Below are 16,873 nucleotides of genomic sequence, written 5' to 3'. Positions count from 1 at the left end.
AGCAGAATCGTTTAATGCTAAGATAAAGGCGTTCAGAAGTCAGTTCAGAGGTGTAGGAGATGTCAACTTTTTCTTATTTAGATTGACCAAATTATTTGCTTAGTCCACAGGTTTTGAAACTGATCCTGATCCTCTCCTTTCCCTGCCCCGCATTAGCCCCCATTTTGCCCATAAAAAAAAAGCCTCTCTTTTCAGAGAAGCCTTTAGAAGCGGGTAAGTAATGGGGCTCGAACCCACGACCCCTAGAACCACAATCTAGTGCTCTAACCAACTGAGCTATACCTACCGTGATTTTGTGATACAAAAGTAGGACTATATTCTATATCCTCCAAATCTTTTTCGTTAAAAATCGCGTTTAAATTGCAAATAGGCTCATTTCTAAGAAGATATTTTTTGGAATAGGCTCGATTTGTTGGCGTAATTCAAGGATTCCATGGGCCTATAACCATTATACCTGCTACTTTTCAAGTATTACGCATGAAAATTGGAGTATAGGAGGTCAGAGGACTTCAATATCAGGTTTTAAATAAATGTTTAAACTTGTAATTGCAAGTTGTATCCTGATAAACTGCTGGTATAAAGTTTATTAAATCGATTATGTCTATTAATTTTCTGTAACATTTTTGTGAAATATTAACAGATTGTATAAAAATAAATCTTTATAGTTTAAACCGCTATTTGCTAGTATATTTAATATAGTAATATGATTTAAATCATAAAAACAGGAAATTGACGGGATATGAGGACACCTAAAATCAACTATCTTTGGTTATAAACTGAACAACAAACAATTTAATCTTAAATTATTTAATCATGTTTAGCAAAAATATATTGGTTGAATCAGCATTAGTTGGTACCTTCCATTTTTATGCCTACGTGTTTAATAATCCGCAAGGGCTCATTGGCTTTGGCATTTTCCCAAATAATGGTCCCGATCCTATTGTTTATTTTTTGAACAAAAAATCGAATCGCATTAGTTTGCATTTCGATGAGGAGATGATTATTCAACTTTGTGAACGTAGTACCTTTACCACTACGGAGCGTAGGCTGCTCTTTAAGAAGTTTTTAGACTTTGTCATCCGTTTGGAAGAGAAGGCGGCAGACATTGTTTTCAAAGGCGCGAAGATGACCTATCTTTCCAACTCGCGGGAGATTGTGAAGTATAAGCGTATGTACATCCATTGCAAAAAGGGCCTATCGCGCCAAGCTTCCAGCCAAGAAGTAGAAAGTTAAGCATTTAGCTTCCACAAGGCCTGTTGTAAGATTTTTATACTCGCTTCCATTTCATTGGGCGAGAGATTGCCAAAACCAATGCGTGTTCCACAAACGCTGGGTGTTTGGTAAAGCAGGTTTTTAGGTAGAAAAAGGTTCAACTCCTGGCATTTTCTGCTAAGTTGATACAGGTTAATGGGCTGTTGCCAAGTTAGCCATAAGGCTAAGCCTCCCTTGGGTACTTGAAACCTGATGAGGCCTTTAAAATGCTGCTCCAGCAAATCAGCCAGGTTATCGCGCCTGAACTTGTATTCCTTTAACGATTTCTTTAAATGCCGATCGACTACCCCTTCTTCGATCAATTCGCCTAAGGCTTGCTCCATGAGAATATCGCCTTGCCTATCGATTATACCTAGGTGTTTCCGCATTTCATACATAATATTTTCGGGTGCCACGATAAAGCCGGTTCGGAATCCGGGGGCGAGTGATTTTCCAAACGAGCCAACATAGATCACCATGCCTGCTTGGTCGTTGCTGGCCAAGGGCAGGAGCGGTTGTTTTTCATAATGGAAATCATAGTCATAATCATCCTCCACAATAATGAATCCATAGGTTTTCGCCAATTGCAATAACTCTAGGCGTCGCTGGGCACTTAGGCTCACGGTAGTGGGATAATGTTGCTGGGGCGTCACATAAACCATGCGTATGGGCTCTTGTGCACATAGGTCGGCCAAGGCTTTCGTATCTAGGCCGTCTGCATCCACCGGAATGGTTTTAATTTTGTTGCCCGCTTTTTGAAAAATCATATTGGCGGAGAAATAGCCAAGGTCTGCCACGACAACGGTGTCCATGGGTTCTAGGATAATCTCGGCAATAATATACAAACTCATCTCCACGCTACGGGTAATCAACAGGTTTTCTGTGCCAATGGCCAGGCCTCGCGAGAGTTGCAGGTATTGGGTGAGTTGCTCCTTTAAATATTCACTGCCATCATGATTGTAATAGCCCATTTTCTTCCGGTTGATCTTCCGCTTTAAGTTCGCGCTGTAAATCCGGGAAAGGTCATCGATCTGCGTGAGGCGAATATCCGGACTGCCATCGTTAAAACTCAGTTCACAATTAATTTTTTCATAGGGATTGTCAAGCAAAATCGACTTTTGAAAGGCATAACCTGTTTCCTTGGGGTATTGAAAGTTCGTGCTGCTGCTGCCTGAAAATAATGGCAGCTCAGAGGAAATAAAAGTACCCTTGTTTGGTATCACCTCCACCCATCCTTGGGCGCAGAGATCTTCATAAACAGCAGAAATGGTATTGCGATGGACGTCCAAGAGTTCGCTTAACTGCCGTGTTCCCAATAGCTTGGTGCCTGAAGGAAGTTGGCCACGTGCAATAGCCTGGATAAGCTGCTGGGCAATCTGCAAGAAAATCGGCTGGTTGGCATAGCGGTCAAATTGAATGAAACTTTTATATGGAATGCTAACCGGACTATTCATGATATCTAAACTGGTAGGTGCTAACCTGCCGGCAAGGTAATACTTTTGCTGGAAATAGGAAAATATGAAGGCTATTATCCAACAAATTGTCGAAACAGATCAGCTCCACGCCAAGTGGTTAAATACCCTTTCTTTCATGGAAAATGCGGGTGCCCGCAAGATATCGGCTTGCGAAGATCGGGTGAGCTGCAATTTAATGCAATTGAAACATGCCGCAGAAGAACATCGGCATGCCTATTATTTGAAGAAGCAAATTCAGAAGCTGCCCGTGAAAGGCTTTGCTTTTTACGAAGTGCAAGATTTGCTAGCAGCGAAGCATACGCAGTATTATTTACATAGCCTGGATATCCAAGCCTGTCGCTATTTAAAGAAGCACTTTGATTTAGATGCCAAGGCCTTAAAATATGCGGCCTACTTATTTGTGACCTATGCTATTGAGGTTCGTGCCGATGAGTTATATCCCATTTACCAAGAGCAGCTGACAGCGCAAGGATCTAGGGTGATGGTGAAATCTATTATTCTGGAAGAAGAAGGCCATTTGGAAGAAATGATAGCCCAGCTGGAGCAATTTGATGCAGACTGGCGTAATCATGCTGATGCCGTTTTGGCAATTGAAGCTCGCTTATTTGAGGCCTGGATGCTAGCGGTTGGGCAGGAGGTAAAACAACATGAACAGCAATTGGCAGGCTAAATTACGGGAAAGACAAGCCCTGGGAAACCTGCGTAAGCTGCGTGTTATGCCTCCGGGGGGCGATTTCTGCTCCAATGATTATCTGGGCCTAACTCGCAACTCAGCCTTTCAGGAACGTTTGATGAACCTATTGAAAGGAAATCCTGCGCTCTTGAATGGGGCAACGGGCTCCCGGTTAATATCCGGCAATTCCGACTTGCTGGAAAATATCGAAAAGGCCATTGCGAATCGGCATCAACAAGAAGCGGCTTTGCTTTTCCCTTCGGGTTATGTTGCAAACCTGGCTCTGCTCAGTTGCCTGCCTCAAAAAGGAGATTATGTGCTGCTGGATGAACAAATCCATCGCTCGGTACATGATGGCTGTCGGATGAACCATGCGCAGCAGTGGAAGTTTAAGCATAACGATTTGGCGCATCTGGAAGCGCTGCTGCAACGCTGTAACGGTAAGATTTGGATTTTAGTGGAAAGCCTCTATTCCATGGATGGCGATGTGGCGCCTTTGCAAGCGATCCTCGACTTGGCAAAGCAATACCAGGCTCAGGTTATTGTGGATGAGGCACATGCCATTGGGGTCTATGGGGTGGGCTTGCTGGCGCAATGGGGCCTATCTGATCAGGTATTTGCTACAGTTGTTACCTATGGCAAGGCTATGGGCAGCCACGGGGCAGCTGTATTAGGAAGGGCAACGCTGAAAGAATACTTGTTGAATTTCGCTAGTCCCTTGATCTACAGTACGGCGATGCCTCTCATTTCTGCTGTTACGATTTTGGAGGCCTATCGATTTATAGAGAAGCATCCTAAACTATCAGGGCAATTGCAAGCGAATATCGCTGCTTATCAAGCTTTAAATCTTGGCCCGAATGCACAAAAAACGGATAGCCCCATACAACCTTGGTTGATGGCTGATGCGGCCAAGCTGAAGGAATTAAGCAATCATTTACTTAGGGAGGGCTTTCAGGTGTACCCGATTTTGCCTCCTACGGTAGCTGAGGGGACATCCCGATTGCGCATCACCCTGCATAGCGATAATAGCATAGAAGAAATAAACGCATTAGGAGCAATCCTAAACCATTGGAATCATGAGTAAGAAACTATTTGTAAGTGGAATTGGAACGGGGGTTGGGAAAACAATGGCCTCCGCCATGTTGGTGAAAAAATGGAATGCCGACTATTGGAAGCCGCTGCAGTCGGGCGATTTAGCAGCCTCCGACAGCATGATGATTCATCAGCTGCTGGATGGTCAGGTGCGTATTCATCCGGAGCGCTATAGGCTTCAAACGCCGGCCTCGCCGCATTACGCGGCAGCCATTGATGGGCTGGAAATAAACCTAAGCGAATTTAAGCTGCCCGAAACCGAAGCAAACCTAATTGTGGAAGGGGCAGGAGGACTTTTTGTGCCCCTTAATGAGCAGCACTTTATGATCGATTTAATAGCGCAATTGCGCCTGCCGGTTGTGTTGGTGCTATCCGATTATTTAGGATGCATTAACCATAGCCTATTATCGCTAGAAGCCCTAAAAAGCAGGGGTATTCCTGTGGCATACTTGCTATTTAACGGGCCCTTTTTAGCTTCTACCAAACAGCTTATCCAGGCACAGGTAGGGCCGGAGACCACTTGTATGGATTTGCCTTGGCTCGATAAGCTATCCGCAGAAGAATTGAACAAACACGTATTTTAATACTAAGAAGAAATGAAGAAACAAGAATTAAGGCACGACTGGACCAAAGACGAATTATTGGCGATTTACAATAGCCCCTTGCTGGACTTGGTGTATCAAGCTGCGAGTGTACATCGGGCATGGCATCCAGCCGATGAAGTGCAGATTTCAACCTTATTGTCGGTAAAGACTGGCGGCTGTCCGGAGGATTGTTCCTATTGCGGGCAGGCGGCACGCTATCATACGGATATTAAGGTGCAGGCTTTATTGCCTACGGAAACGGTATTGGCCCATGCGCAGAAAGCCAAGGATGCGGGCTCGTCTCGCTTCTGTATGGCGGCGGCATGGCGCGAAGTTCGGGATAATCGGGATTTCGACCGCATTATCGATATGGTGAAAGGGGTAAATGAAATGGGCCTGGAGGTATGCTGCACCTTAGGGATGTTGACCGAAAGCCAGGCACAGCGCTTGCAAGAGGCCGGCTTATATGCCTACAACCATAACCTAGACACCTCAGAGGAGTTTTATGATGAAATTATCTCGACGCGTAAGTTTGATAACCGTTTGGAAACCATTAAGCATGTGCGAAAGGCAGGAATTACGGTTTGCTCGGGTGGGATTATCGGATTGGGAGAATCGCCTACTGATAGGATATCGATGCTGATGACCCTAGCGAATATGGAGAAGCATCCGGAATCGGTGCCAATTAATGCCCTAGCACGGGTGGCAGGAACTCCTTTGGAAAACTTGCCTAAGGTGGATGTGTGGGAAATGGTGCGTATGATTGCGACGGCCCGTATCGTATTGCCATCGTCGATGGTTCGCTTAAGTGCAGGACGTATTGAAATGACCGAGGTAGAGCAGGCTTGGTGTTTTATGGCCGGCGCAAACTCTATCTTTACCGGCGAGCGTCAGACCTTGCTTGTGACACCAAACCCGGGCGTGGATGAGGATATGCAATTATTGAAGAATCTGGGCTTAAAGCCGATGAAAAAGGAGGTGAAGAACACATGTTCGATGAATTAATAGCACGCGATAGGGCAGTAAACTGGCATCCCTATAGCCAGATGAAAACCACACAGCATATTCCTATTGTTTCGGGAAAGGGGGCTTACCTCTATGCGGCGGATGGCAAAGCTTATCTGGATGCTGTATCTTCTTGGTGGGTCACCATCCATGGGCATGCGCATCCTTATATCGCGGAGCGCGTGTATCAGCAATTGTTAAGCTTGGAGCAGGTTATCTTTGCGGGATTTACGCATGAGCCTGCTATCGAATTGGGTGAGCGCCTGTTAAAGCTGCTTCCTTCTTCGCAAGAGAAAGTCTTTTATTCCGATAATGGTTCTACGGCGGTGGAAGTGGCGTTGAAGATGTGTATTCAGTATGCGCATAATCAAGGGCAACAAAAGCGGAAGATATTGGCCTTTAAAAATAGCTATCATGGGGATACCTTCGGTGCCATGTCGGTAAGCGAGCGTGGAGTATGGACGGCACCTTTCCAAGACCTGCTATTCGATGTGCTATTTATTGATCCGCCTAGTGCGGACAACCTCGCTAGCTTAACTGAACTCATTCGTAAGGAAGCTGCGGATATCGCTTGTTTTATCTACGAACCATTGGTGCAAGGGGCAGGAGGCATGTTGATGCATCGTCCGGAAGACTTGTCGGCCTTGATGAAGGTATGTCGAGAAGAAGGGGTTTTACTCATTCAGGATGAGGTGTTTGTGGGCTTTGGAAGAACAGGAACTTTATTTGCCACAGATCAGCTGACGGAGCAACCCGATGTGATGTGTTTTTCTAAAGGATTAACCGGAGGCACCATGGCTATGGGGATTACAAGCTGTTCTGAACAGCTCTATCAAGCGTTCTATCAGGATGAGAAGCGGAAGGCTTTCTTCCATGGACATTCCTTTACGGCAAGCCCTATTGCCTGTGCGGCTTCTTTGGCAAGTATGGATCTGCTGCTTAAAGAGGATACACTTCGCAATATTCAGCGTATTGCCAAGCAGCATGCGGCGTTTGCTACACGCTTAGCCTCCAACCCTGGGGTGGAGCAGGTGCGGCAGCAAGGGACGATTCTGGCTTTTGACTGGAAAGCCGGGGAGACTTCTTATTTCAATAACATTCAGGTGATCTTGTACCAGCGCTTTATGGATCGAGGTATTGTGCTGCGGCCTTTGGGTAATACGGTTTATATTTTACCGCCATACTGCATAAGCGAAACTGCATTAGCGGGTATATATGAGGCTGTTCTCGAGGAGCTGGCGCGATGGAAATAAACAAAATCCCGGAACAAACTTCTTGCAGTTCCGGGATTTTTTAACTGTTCTCACTTTAGGCCTTTACTAAAGCAGTTGATACTTTTGGCCATCCCAGGTATAGCGTTCCTGTTTTTTTGTTTCCTTGTATTTCGGTTCTTCCGCAGTTTCATCAATCACTTCTCCTTGAATAATGTCTTTAAAGATGAGCTGCTTGCCCTCTACTTTTTGTTTGCTGTATTTCAGTTCCTCGCCGTAATAAAAAATACCGGCGTCCGATACGCCCATGGTTTTAGGCAGTTCGTACAATTGGCTACCATTCCAACTGAGGGTAAAAGTTTCGGTGGAAATGCCGCAGGCTTCTCCCGAGAAGAAGATCTCCAGGATGTTTTTGCTATGCAGCAAGCCACGGTTATTGTGTAGCTCCATCGTGGTATACGATTGATCGCTAGGGAAGTATGCGAATCCTTTGCTGTTAAGTAATTGGTTCTGTTTGTCCAATACTTTTGCTTCTACCCAATAGTAGTTGTTTTCATCCTGCACACTTGCCCATGCAAAGCCATGCATAAAGGTTAACCCCGATTGCTCATCCTTTTGCTGATCTAAGCTTACAGATCCAATCCAGATATAGCCTTCTTTTGCTTGGTTATTTTTATGATAGCGTATTCTCTGCCATGGAAGCAACATCCCACGGATGAGGGTCGGGTTTATGGCTTCCGCATCCAGAAAAGTAATAGGAGTTCCAATAGCAAGAGAATCGATCAGTTGGCTTCGGCTGGAAGGCTCCTGACGGATGTAAGCCATATTCACAAAGATGCTCGCCGGTTTATCAGCATGCGGATTCCAAAAGTTAGCTTGGTTCGCTAAAACCTCATAGGCTGCAGGTTCATCCTGAGCCTGTGCTTGTTGGCAAACTCTAAACAAACAAAGTATAGTGATTATTAGTGTGCTGGTTTTCATAGCAACGTGATTCGTATAGTTTCAAAGGCTAAAGATAAGTAAGAAATTGTGGCTGGCCTATCCCTGAAAATAGGGAGTTAATCGGTGTCTGCCTGTTTCTTTTCTTCAGCGAGCTCCTTGTCGTCTTGGCTGGCGTCCAATTGCTTATCCTCTTGTTGTTTTTCGTTTTCCGGGGAAAAGGAAATATGAACAAAAATAGGATAATGGTCGGAGTCGAAATTATTGAGCTTTCGCATCTCAATAAACTTAAAGTGAGCAGATATAAACGCGTGATCTAAAGGGAATTGAAGAAGCGGCTGCTTCGCGTGGAAGGTATTGAAGAATCCACGGCCACGGCGAGGATCCAAGAGCTCGCTCATCTTGAGGAAGAGCTCCGTGGTATAGCTCCAAGCGACATCATTTAAATCGCCGATAACCACCACGGGTAAGTCGCTGGCTTTTGCCATGTCAGCAACTAATAGCAGTTCCTTATCACGTTCGGTAGAGCGCGGATTCTCATTAGGAACCGGTGGAGTCGGGTGGACAGCGTAAATCTGTACGGCTTGCCCGCTAGGCAAGCTGAGTTGGGTATGGATAGATGGGATATGCTCCTCTACGAGGTATTTTACCTCGCTATTGGCTAGCGGGAATTTGGAGAATAGCAACATCCCATAGGTATTGTCAATTGGCACTTTAATCGCATGTGGATAATCCTGATCCAGTCTTTCCATTTCTCTAGCCCAGGCATGGTTAGTCTCCAATAGCAACAGAAGGTCGGGATTGTTCTGCCGGATAACCGTTAAACAGCCTTGGTAATTGTCATTATCCTCATAGACATTCGATATCATAATCTTCAGGCTGTTTTCTTCGCTTATTGCCTTTGCCTTTAAGACTTGTTTTTTACCAAATAGGGTAAATGGCAGAATCTGAAAGAGCAAATAGATGGTATTGGCCAGCATCAATACACCCAATACCAATAAGCCGGTTTGGTCTTTTGGGCTAAAAATAAGCCAGAACCCTAACCATAGTAGAGTCAAGACTAACTTTTGGATTCGGGGGTATTCGAACACCCGAAACGTCCAGTGGTCTTTGCGGATGAAAGGCAAGAGGCTGAATATGAGTAAGATTATACCAGTGCAATAGAAAGTGATGATCATAAATGCTACGTTATTTTCGTATTTATTCGTTCAGATTGCAATTTTCATGCTATTGTTGCTTAATAAAGTCATTTTGCTGTAAGATGGTTTTTGACGAGCAATGTTTTCAGCTTTTATTAAGTAACTTTAAGCTACCTAATATTACCGACCATGGCTATTCAAAGAAAATCGTATGACACCTTGAGTGAAGCAGTAAACGACTTAGTGGCTTTAGGTTATACTGCTGATTTTTTAATCCGGGAAGATGGCGAGTGCCTCTACTGTTCTTCCCATGAAATGGAATTATCGCCCGATGACTTTTTAATTGATGGAATCTACCGATTCGAAGGGATGACTGATCCCGCGGATGAGAGCATTGTTTTCGCGGTATCCTCCCGAGACAACCTGATAAAAGGGTTGGTAATCAATAGTTTTGGAGCTGACTTTAGCTACCGCTCCTCTAAGTTGGTGGAAGAACTGTACCGCAGATCGCGCGACACAAACTAGCCTTCGTAACAATTCTATACCTTTAAGGGACTATCAGGATAGTACAGGATACCTATATGGCAGGGGAAGCATATATTTGAGTTTAACATCTACAAAGAGCAATCTTTTTTGTGTTGAATAAATAAACCTATACTTACACTGCTTTATGCGCCTATTGAATTCCTTATTCTTAATTGCATCGTTGTTTTTTGTGCTTTCCTGTGCGAAGAAGCCCTCGATGGAACCTGTGAGCATCCATAAAGGATCGCGGATTGTGCTGATTGGTAACAACCTGGGATCTAGGATGATGAACTACGGCGACTTTGATACGGAACTCCACGCGCGTTTTCCCGATAGCCTGCTCTACATCCGCAATATGTGTACTCCGGGCTATACAGCCGGGTTCAGGCCGCATGCCTCCCGCAATTCGCCTTGGGCATTCGATGGTGCCGAAGCTTTTAATCCGGATTACGATATCAATACTGGTAGTGAAGGCCATTTCCCGACCGAAGATCAGTGGTTAACTACCTTGAAACCAGATGTGATAATCGGATTCTTTGGTTATAATGAATCGTTTAAAGGCGAGGATGGGCTAGCGAATTTCAAAGGAGAAATCGCCGCCTTTATCGATCATACCCGCAAGCAAGATTATAATGGAGGGAAAGGGACTACGCTGGTTTTAGTATCTCCAATAGCCTTTGAAAACCTATCAGGAAAATATGATTTGCCCGATGGAAAAGAAATAAACGCCAATATTAAGTTGTATGCAGATGCTATGGCTGCTATTGCCAAGGAAAAGGAAGTTCCCTTTTTGGATGTGTTTTCCGTAACGAATAACTGGTATATAGATAACAACGAAGACCTCACCATTGATGGCTCCCAACTGACCGAAGCAGCCTACGCTAAGTTTGCTGATTACCTCGTAACAAGCATTTTTGGGAAAGGAGAAGGAAAGCCTTCAGCCCATAAAGATCAGATTAAACAAGCTGTTTTAGAGAAAGAGTGGATCTGGAATCAAGACTTTAAAATTCCGAATGGCGTGCATGCTTATGGCCGTCGATTTAATCCTTTTGGCCCTGATAATTATCCTTTTGAAATCAAAAAGCTTCGCCAGTTAGGCGAGATACGCGATACAGCCATTTGGAAAGCAGCACATGGCGAGCAAGTGGATTTAGCCAGTATGGATAAAAATACCCTAAAGCTGCCTGAAGTAAAAACCAACTATGCCGGAGTAGGCGATGGTCCTGACCGCTATTTATATGGTGCGGAAGCATTGGCAAAGTTTCATACTGCGCCGGGCTATAAGATTGAGCTATTTGCATCGGAAGAGCAATTCCCCGATTTAGCCAATCCGGTACAGCTTTCTTTTGATAATAAGGGGCGCCTTTGGGTAGCCACCATGCCAAGCTACCCACATTGGAAAGCCGGTGATGGTAAACCTAACGATAAAATCATCATCCTAGAAGATACAGATAACGATGGCAAAGCAGACAAGCAATCTGTTTTTGCCGATAACTTACACTTACCGATCGGTTTTGAATTTACTCCTGAAGGGGTATATGTTTCCCAAGGGAAAAACCTGGTGCTATTAAAAGATACCGATGGCGATGGTAAAGCCGATAAAAAAGAGATTATTTTAAGTGGCTTTGACGACCATGATACCCATCACGCGCATAGTGCCTATACCATGGATCCTTCGGGTGCTATTATTATGGCCGAGGGCGTATTCTTGCATACCGATGTAGAAACATCCTATGGGCCAGTACGTGCGACGAACGGAGGATTCTACCGCTATTCGCCACAGAATAAACGCTTGGAGCGGATGGCGCAGGTTTCCATCCCGAATCCTTGGGGATTAGCCACCGACAATTGGGGACAGATGATCTTTGCGGAAACCTCCGGACCTGATGTTCGTTGGATGTTGCCGGGATCATCGAAATCTCGCTACGGCGAAGCCAATGATAAATCCTTTACCTTAGTAGACAGTACCCAACGCGTTCGTCCGACCTCCGGATTGGAATTTGTGTCCTCACGGCACTTTCCGGATGAGGTGCAAGGCGATTATTTGATCAATAATACCATTGGATTCTTAGGCGCTAAACAACATACCTTTACCGATGAGGGCACAGGCTTTGCCTCCCATTTCAGGCATGATTTCTTCTGGTCGGATGATAAAAACTTCCGCCCTGTCGATTTAGAGTTTGCTCCGGATGGCTCCTTGTATGTGGTAGATTGGCATAATATGCTGATCGGGCATATGCAGCATAATGCTCGCGATCCTTTGCGTGACCATGTGCATGGCCGCATTTATCGGGTAACCTATCCTTCACGTCCTTTGGTAAAACCAGCAAAGATTGATGGCGCAAGCATCGACGAGCTGTTAGAGAATCTACATCTACCGGAATACCGCACGCGCTACAGAACCCGTTCAGAACTTCGTATGCGTAATGCCGATGAAGTTGCGAAGAAAACGATCGCATGGGCAAAAAACCTAGATACCAAAGATCCGAAATACCTGCATTTATTAACGGAAGCCATGTGGGTGACTTGGGGTGCCAATAAAATCGATACCAAATTAGTTGAAACCTTATTAGCGTCAAATGACTACCACGCACGGTCTGCTGCGGTTCATGCCATTCGCTATAACAGCAATAAGATTCCGAATTACAAAGACCTGCTGTTAAAGGCGGCCAAAGATGATAACGGAAGGGTGAAATTGGAAGCTATTACAGCTGCCTCCTGGTTTCAGCCTGCCGTAGGAATTGATATCATGAATGCCATCGATACGACCAGTTTAGATAAATGGAACAAACCTGCCTATACTACCTCTTGGGCGCACCTGCATAATAAGTCGGTGAAACCGAAGGCAGAAGGGGGAAGCTTGCGAACCAGTTTAAAAGGGGAAGATTTAGCCCAGTTTAAACGCGGTGCCATTCTTTACGCGAAAGAAGGCTATTGCATCACCTGTCACCAACCGAATGGAAAAGGCTTAGATGTATCGGGATTCCCGCCATTGCATGCCAGTAAATGGGTAACAGGCAGTGAGGATCGCTTAATAAAGCTGACGCTAAATGGATTGTTAGGACCTATAGAGGTGAATGGCAAGAAATATCCGGGTCAAGTGCCGATGACCCCATTTGGCGCCATGATGAACGATCAGGAAATTGCGGATGTACTCACCTATGTTCGAAATACCTTCGGCAATAAGGCCGGGGTCATTTCAGCGGCCAAGGTGAAGGCTGTTCGTGAAGCCATAAAAGATAAAAAAGGGTTCTATGCGCCGGATGACTTATTGAAGGAGCACCCTTTAGAAAAAGATTAAAATGGGCATAAATACTGATGGAATAGGGGGAGTGAATTTTTTATAGGCTTTAACACGCCCCCTTGAACATCACCTGCTACGCTATTTAGTTTCATATATTATAGTAACGACAGTTTCTCCCAGCCTCCCCAATAGCATTGGGGAGGATTACTGTCGACACAGAAAGCAAAGGAATGCCATCGATAAAAAAAGAAGTACCTCATTCCCTACGTTTTAGATTTTTAATTAAATTAGATGGAGAATACGCTTGGCCGCAGCAATGACGGCTAACTAATTAGAAACCATCGATTAAGAACATAGCTTACAACAACACTAATACCTTAAAACTTCAGTTCTTATGAATAAAATCGGATTTAACTTATTACCATGGTCTGCAGGTGTATCTGCCAGTGTTTTTCCTTTACTCGATCGCTTGAAAGCCATAGGCTACGATGGCATCGAGGTGCTGATCGGATCACCGGATTCGCAAGAATATCGGGCATTAGCGGCCCAGGCCAAATCGTTAGATCTTGAAATTACCGGCGTATTTGTATTAGGAGCGAATGATAATCCTATTGCTAGCGATGCTGCCGTTCGGCAACAAGGGCTTGATAAAATAAAATGGGCCATAGATCGGGCGCATGATTTGGGTGCAAAGGTGATATGTGGTCCGTTTCATTCGGCGCATGGCACCTTTTCGCGGGCGGCTCCAACCCAACAAGAATTAGCCTGGAGCGCGGAAGCCTTACGTGCTGCCGGCGATTACGCACAGCAGGCCGATGTGGTCTTAGCTTTAGAAGCGGTCAACCGTTTCGAGAGTTATTTAGCCAATACTATGGGGCAGTTAGCCGAGTTGATGGCCCTATGCAATCATCCGCAGGTACGCGCCATGTATGATACCCATCACGCTAATATCGAAGAGAAAAATATTGCAACTGCTGTGGCGCAGATTCAACCCTACCTGGCCCATGTGCACATCAGTGAGAACGACCGCGGTACGCCGGGGAAAGGGCTAGTGCGTTGGGAGGAGTCTTTCAAAGCCCTCAAGGATGCGAATTACGAGGGCTGGTATACGATTGAGTCTTTTTCTCGAGCAGATCCTGATTTCGCCAATGCGATCAATGTATGGCGTGAGTATTCCGATCCTTGGGAGATTGCCGAAGAAGGCTATCGCTTTATTCAGGAAAGCTTGCAAAAACCGTAAGAAACCTACGTTCAATCCAGGAGTAACCAACCTGGATTGAATTTGATTTTTAACTAATATAAACCAAAACTATGAGTAGACAAGTCAACAGTAGCGCCTTGTTTTTGGGAAGTTGCTTAGCCCTGATTACAACAGGATTAACTTTTTCCATACGCGCCGGGATATTACCCCAGCTAGGCGAGAATTTCGGCCTCAATGCCGAGCAATTAGGATTTATTAATTCCATGTGGTTTTTAGGTTTTCCCATCTCCATGATACTGGGGGGAATCTTTTACTATAAGGTAGGGCCGGCCACTATTATGCGGATTGCATTTGTGTCGCATACCCTTGGTATTCTCTTAACGATTTTTGCTTCGGGCTATAGTTCCTTACTGATCTCGACCTTGTTTATTGGTTTTGGTAATGGCTGTACCGAAGCGGCTTGTAATCCGCTGATTGCCGATTTATATGCTGGCAAAAAGATGGATAAAATGCTGAACCGCTTTCACATGTGGTTCCCCGGAGGTATTGTGATGGGGAGTTTGATCTCCAAGTTTATGACAGACTTCGGTGCGTCCTGGCAGACGCAGATGTGGGTCATCATGATTCCTACCATTCTCTATGCGATATTATTCTTTGGCAAAGCCTTCCCTGAGCCTAAGGAAGAACAAGCTGCATCCTTGTCGAACAACGTGAAAGCCATGTTCTCGCCAACCTTTATCTTCTTATTCTGCTGCATGGCCTTGACGGCTATTTCCGAATTTGGCCCGCAACAATGGGTAGGCATTATCATGGCCAACAGTGGCGCTAGCCCGATGTTGGTATTAGCCTTGGTAACCGGTGTTATGGCCGTAGGACGCTTCTTTGCAGGCCCTGTGGTGAAAGTATTAGGACAAACGGGAGTCTTGTTATTCTCGGCGATTTTCGCAACTATTGGCGTCTACTTGTTTTCTGTGGTTACCGGAAGTATGGTGTATTTAGCGGCGATTCTATTTGCCGTAGGGGTATGTTACTTCTGGCCAACCATGATTGCCAGTACGGCACAGCGTGTGCCACTCAGTGGCGCCTTAGGCATGTCGGTTATTGGTGGTGTAGGCATGTTCTCTACGTCCATCTTCCAACCAATCATAGGTCGTTGGATTGATAAATCAAAAGAAGCCGTAATGCAGGCTGGCGATACCGTGGCGAATGTAGATCTTGCTGTTGGACAAACAACCCTGGCTAAACTTGCCATCTTTCCTGGCATTCTGATTGTCCTGTTTTTATTCTTCCATTTCTGGCAGAAAAAAGTGCATAAGGAACACACAGAAGAGGCTAATCCTGCAGTAGATACCTTGTAAGCCCTGCCTTCAAAAAGAAACCTATAGAAATAAAAAATATGTTTAGTATGCTTAAAACACCCTATTTTTCCAAGTTCCGAATGTTGAAGTACAGCTTCAGCCTGCTGTTATTTATCTTGTTGCAATTGCATAGTGCCTGTGCACAGCATAAGCCATGGTTGCAATTTAAACCGCAAGCCGGAACGAGCAATGGTAAAAAGGTGCTGTTGATATCCGGTGATGAAGAATATCGCTCGGAAGAAAGCATGCCGATGATGGCGAAGCTCTTAGCGAAGCATGGTTTCGAAACCTATGTGTTATTCGCTATCGATCCGAAGACCAAACAGGTCAATCCAGAGTATCAGACTAATATTCCGGGTTTAGCGCTGCTGAATAGTGCTGATCTGATGATTATCGCGACGCGCTTTCGCGCCTTGCCCGATGAGCAGATGAGCTATATCGATCGCTATTTAAAGGCCGGCAAGCCGGTTATAGGCTTGCGTACAGCAACACATGCATTCAATTATGGCAAAGATGTAAAAAGCGCCTATAAGCATTATTCCTTTAATGAAAAGGAAGGCCCCTGGAAAGGCGGTTTTGGAGGCTTGGTGCTTGGCGAAACCTGGATAAACCACCATGGCGACCATGGCAAGGAAGGCACGCGTGCCTTTATCAATGGCTTGCAGGTGAATGTAGACAACCCAATTTTACGGGGTGTCAAAGATATCTGGGTACCTTCGGATGTGTATGGCATCAAGAATACCTTGAACGATGCGAATATCCTTGTCTTCGGACAGCCGACCTCCGGAATGACGGCTAGCAGTCCGGTGAATTGGCAAAAGACCTTGATGCCTATTGCCTGGACACGGGAATACCAGCTTCCGGAAGGGCGCAAAGGTAAAGTTTTTACCAGCACCATGGGCTCCTCCGTGGATTTGCAATCTGCCGATTTGCGTCGCTTAATTCTCAATGCCAGCTTATGGGCTGTAGGATTGGAGAATTCCATTAGTGCAGACTTAGATGTGAGTCCTGTTGGAAATTATACTCCGAAGATGTTTGGATTCGGCACCTACGATAAAGGAAAGTATCCAGAAGATTTTCAATAAAAAAGAATTGTTTTTATTAATTCAATTGGTTCCGTAGTATGGGAACATGCTACAAGATTAATCCCCGATGTGAATCGGGGATTTTTTATGC

Annotated in this window: 14 protein-coding genes and 1 tRNA gene; 11 read left to right on the top strand and 4 right to left on the bottom strand. The window is 45.1% G+C overall.

The annotated features are described in order from the left end of the window. Positions 1-212: 212 nt before the first annotated feature. Positions 213-286, bottom strand: a tRNA-His gene (locus GQF63_RS04225). Between the two features lie 527 nt (positions 287-813). Here GQF63_RS04225 and GQF63_RS04220 point away from each other — a divergent pair. Continuing rightward, on the top strand, positions 814-1,233 hold the full coding sequence (locus tag GQF63_RS04220) for a hypothetical protein (protein WP_160367857.1): 420 nt from the start codon (positions 814-816) through the stop codon (positions 1,231-1,233). Here GQF63_RS04220 and GQF63_RS04215 read toward each other — a convergent pair. After that, on the bottom strand, positions 1,230-2,705 hold the full coding sequence (locus GQF63_RS04215; protein WP_160367856.1) for an aminotransferase-like domain-containing protein: 1,476 nt from the start codon (positions 2,703-2,705) through the stop codon (positions 1,230-1,232). The genes GQF63_RS04220 and GQF63_RS04215 overlap by 4 nt on opposite strands. Positions 2,706-2,769: 64 nt before the next feature. Between GQF63_RS04215 and GQF63_RS04210 the strand changes: the two genes are divergently transcribed. The 5 genes from GQF63_RS04210 to bioA are packed head-to-tail and all read left to right on the top strand — an operon-like array spanning position 2,770 to position 7,333. Then, positions 2,770-3,396 (top strand): hypothetical protein, encoded by a 627-nt coding sequence (locus GQF63_RS04210; RefSeq protein WP_160367855.1) that lies wholly within the window; start codon positions 2,770-2,772, stop codon positions 3,394-3,396. Continuing rightward, entirely contained in the window at positions 3,374-4,483 is a 1,110-nt protein-coding gene (locus GQF63_RS04205; protein WP_160367854.1) for an aminotransferase class I/II-fold pyridoxal phosphate-dependent enzyme, read from the top strand. Before GQF63_RS04210 ends, GQF63_RS04205 begins: the two co-directional genes overlap by 23 nt. Then, positions 4,476-5,075 (top strand): dethiobiotin synthase, encoded by a 600-nt coding sequence (gene bioD / locus GQF63_RS04200; protein ID WP_160367853.1) that lies wholly within the window; start codon positions 4,476-4,478, stop codon positions 5,073-5,075. The genes GQF63_RS04205 and bioD overlap by 8 nt, the downstream gene beginning before the upstream one ends. A gap of 12 nt (positions 5,076-5,087) precedes the next feature. Then, positions 5,088-6,080 carry a biotin synthase BioB gene (gene bioB / locus GQF63_RS04195; RefSeq protein ID WP_160367852.1) on the top strand — a complete coding sequence of 331 codons (993 nt, stop codon included), beginning with the start codon at positions 5,088-5,090 and terminating at the stop codon, positions 6,078-6,080. Next, positions 6,065-7,333: an adenosylmethionine--8-amino-7-oxononanoate transaminase gene (gene bioA, locus GQF63_RS04190; protein WP_160367851.1), complete on the top strand. Its 1,269-nt coding sequence runs from the start codon at positions 6,065-6,067 to the stop codon at positions 7,331-7,333. Before bioB ends, bioA begins: the two co-directional genes overlap by 16 nt. Positions 7,334-7,399: 66 nt before the next feature. Here the strand turns inward: bioA and GQF63_RS04185 are convergent, their stop codons facing one another. Together GQF63_RS04185 and GQF63_RS04180 are read right to left on the bottom strand one after the other, a co-directional pair. Beyond that, entirely contained in the window at positions 7,400-8,272 is an 873-nt protein-coding gene (locus GQF63_RS04185; protein ID WP_212592463.1) for an SH3 domain-containing protein, read from the bottom strand. A 77-nt stretch (positions 8,273-8,349) separates the two neighbouring features. Further along, on the bottom strand, positions 8,350-9,408 hold the full coding sequence (locus GQF63_RS04180; protein WP_160367849.1) for an endonuclease/exonuclease/phosphatase family protein: 1,059 nt from the start codon (positions 9,406-9,408) through the stop codon (positions 8,350-8,352). A gap of 150 nt (positions 9,409-9,558) precedes the next feature. Between GQF63_RS04180 and GQF63_RS04175 the strand changes: the two genes are divergently transcribed. From GQF63_RS04175 to GQF63_RS04155, 5 genes are all read left to right on the top strand, one after another. Further along, positions 9,559-9,894, top strand: a complete 336-nt coding sequence (locus GQF63_RS04175) for a phosphoribosylpyrophosphate synthetase (protein ID WP_160367848.1) — start codon at positions 9,559-9,561, stop codon at positions 9,892-9,894. 145 nt (positions 9,895-10,039) lie between these two features. Further along, complete coding sequence (locus tag GQF63_RS04170; RefSeq protein ID WP_160367847.1) at positions 10,040-13,195, top strand: PVC-type heme-binding CxxCH protein; 3,156 nt, start codon at positions 10,040-10,042, stop codon at positions 13,193-13,195. Positions 13,196-13,532: 337 nt separating this feature from the next. Next, positions 13,533-14,378 carry a sugar phosphate isomerase/epimerase family protein gene (locus tag GQF63_RS04165; protein WP_160367846.1) on the top strand — a complete coding sequence of 282 codons (846 nt, stop codon included), beginning with the start codon at positions 13,533-13,535 and terminating at the stop codon, positions 14,376-14,378. Positions 14,379-14,449: 71 nt separating this feature from the next. Further along, entirely contained in the window at positions 14,450-15,697 is a 1,248-nt protein-coding gene (locus tag GQF63_RS04160; RefSeq protein WP_160367845.1) for an MFS transporter, read from the top strand. Positions 15,698-15,744: 47 nt separating this feature from the next. Continuing rightward, complete coding sequence (locus tag GQF63_RS04155; RefSeq protein WP_212592462.1) at positions 15,745-16,782, top strand: ThuA domain-containing protein; 1,038 nt, start codon at positions 15,745-15,747, stop codon at positions 16,780-16,782. Positions 16,783-16,873 lie beyond the last annotated feature (91 nt).

It is taken from the genome of Sphingobacterium humi (genome assembly GCF_009768885.1).
GTDB classification, from domain to species: domain Bacteria; phylum Bacteroidota; class Bacteroidia; order Sphingobacteriales; family Sphingobacteriaceae; genus Sphingobacterium; species Sphingobacterium humi.
The sequence above is the reverse complement of the archived record's forward strand: the minus strand, read 5'-3'. Positions and strand labels throughout refer to the sequence as shown.

Excerpts from the sequence above, each read along its gene's own strand:
- GQF63_RS04155 (WP_212592462.1), top strand. The coding sequence starts at position 15,745 with ATGCTTAAAACACCCTATTTTTCCAAGTTCCGAATGTTGAAGTACAGC.
- GQF63_RS04215 (WP_160367856.1), bottom strand. The coding sequence starts at position 2,705 with ATGAATAGTCCGGTTAGCATTCCATATAAAAGTTTCATTCAATTTGAC.
- GQF63_RS04205 (WP_160367854.1), top strand. The coding sequence starts at position 3,374 with ATGAACAGCAATTGGCAGGCTAAATTACGGGAAAGACAAGCCCTGGGA.
- bioA (WP_160367851.1), top strand. The coding sequence starts at position 6,065 with ATGTTCGATGAATTAATAGCACGCGATAGGGCAGTAAACTGGCATCCC.
- GQF63_RS04170 (WP_160367847.1), top strand. The coding sequence starts at position 10,040 with ATGCGCCTATTGAATTCCTTATTCTTAATTGCATCGTTGTTTTTTGTG.
- GQF63_RS04210 (WP_160367855.1), top strand. The coding sequence starts at position 2,770 with ATGAAGGCTATTATCCAACAAATTGTCGAAACAGATCAGCTCCACGCC.
- GQF63_RS04185 (WP_212592463.1), bottom strand. The coding sequence starts at position 8,272 with ATGAAAACCAGCACACTAATAATCACTATACTTTGTTTGTTTAGAGTT.
- bioD (WP_160367853.1), top strand. The coding sequence starts at position 4,476 with ATGAGTAAGAAACTATTTGTAAGTGGAATTGGAACGGGGGTTGGGAAA.
- GQF63_RS04165 (WP_160367846.1), top strand. The coding sequence starts at position 13,533 with ATGAATAAAATCGGATTTAACTTATTACCATGGTCTGCAGGTGTATCT.
- GQF63_RS04180 (WP_160367849.1), bottom strand. The coding sequence starts at position 9,408 with ATGATCATCACTTTCTATTGCACTGGTATAATCTTACTCATATTCAGC.
- GQF63_RS04175 (WP_160367848.1), top strand. The coding sequence starts at position 9,559 with ATGGCTATTCAAAGAAAATCGTATGACACCTTGAGTGAAGCAGTAAAC.
- GQF63_RS04160 (WP_160367845.1), top strand. The coding sequence starts at position 14,450 with ATGAGTAGACAAGTCAACAGTAGCGCCTTGTTTTTGGGAAGTTGCTTA.
- bioB (WP_160367852.1), top strand. The coding sequence starts at position 5,088 with ATGAAGAAACAAGAATTAAGGCACGACTGGACCAAAGACGAATTATTG.
- GQF63_RS04220 (WP_160367857.1), top strand. The coding sequence starts at position 814 with ATGTTTAGCAAAAATATATTGGTTGAATCAGCATTAGTTGGTACCTTC.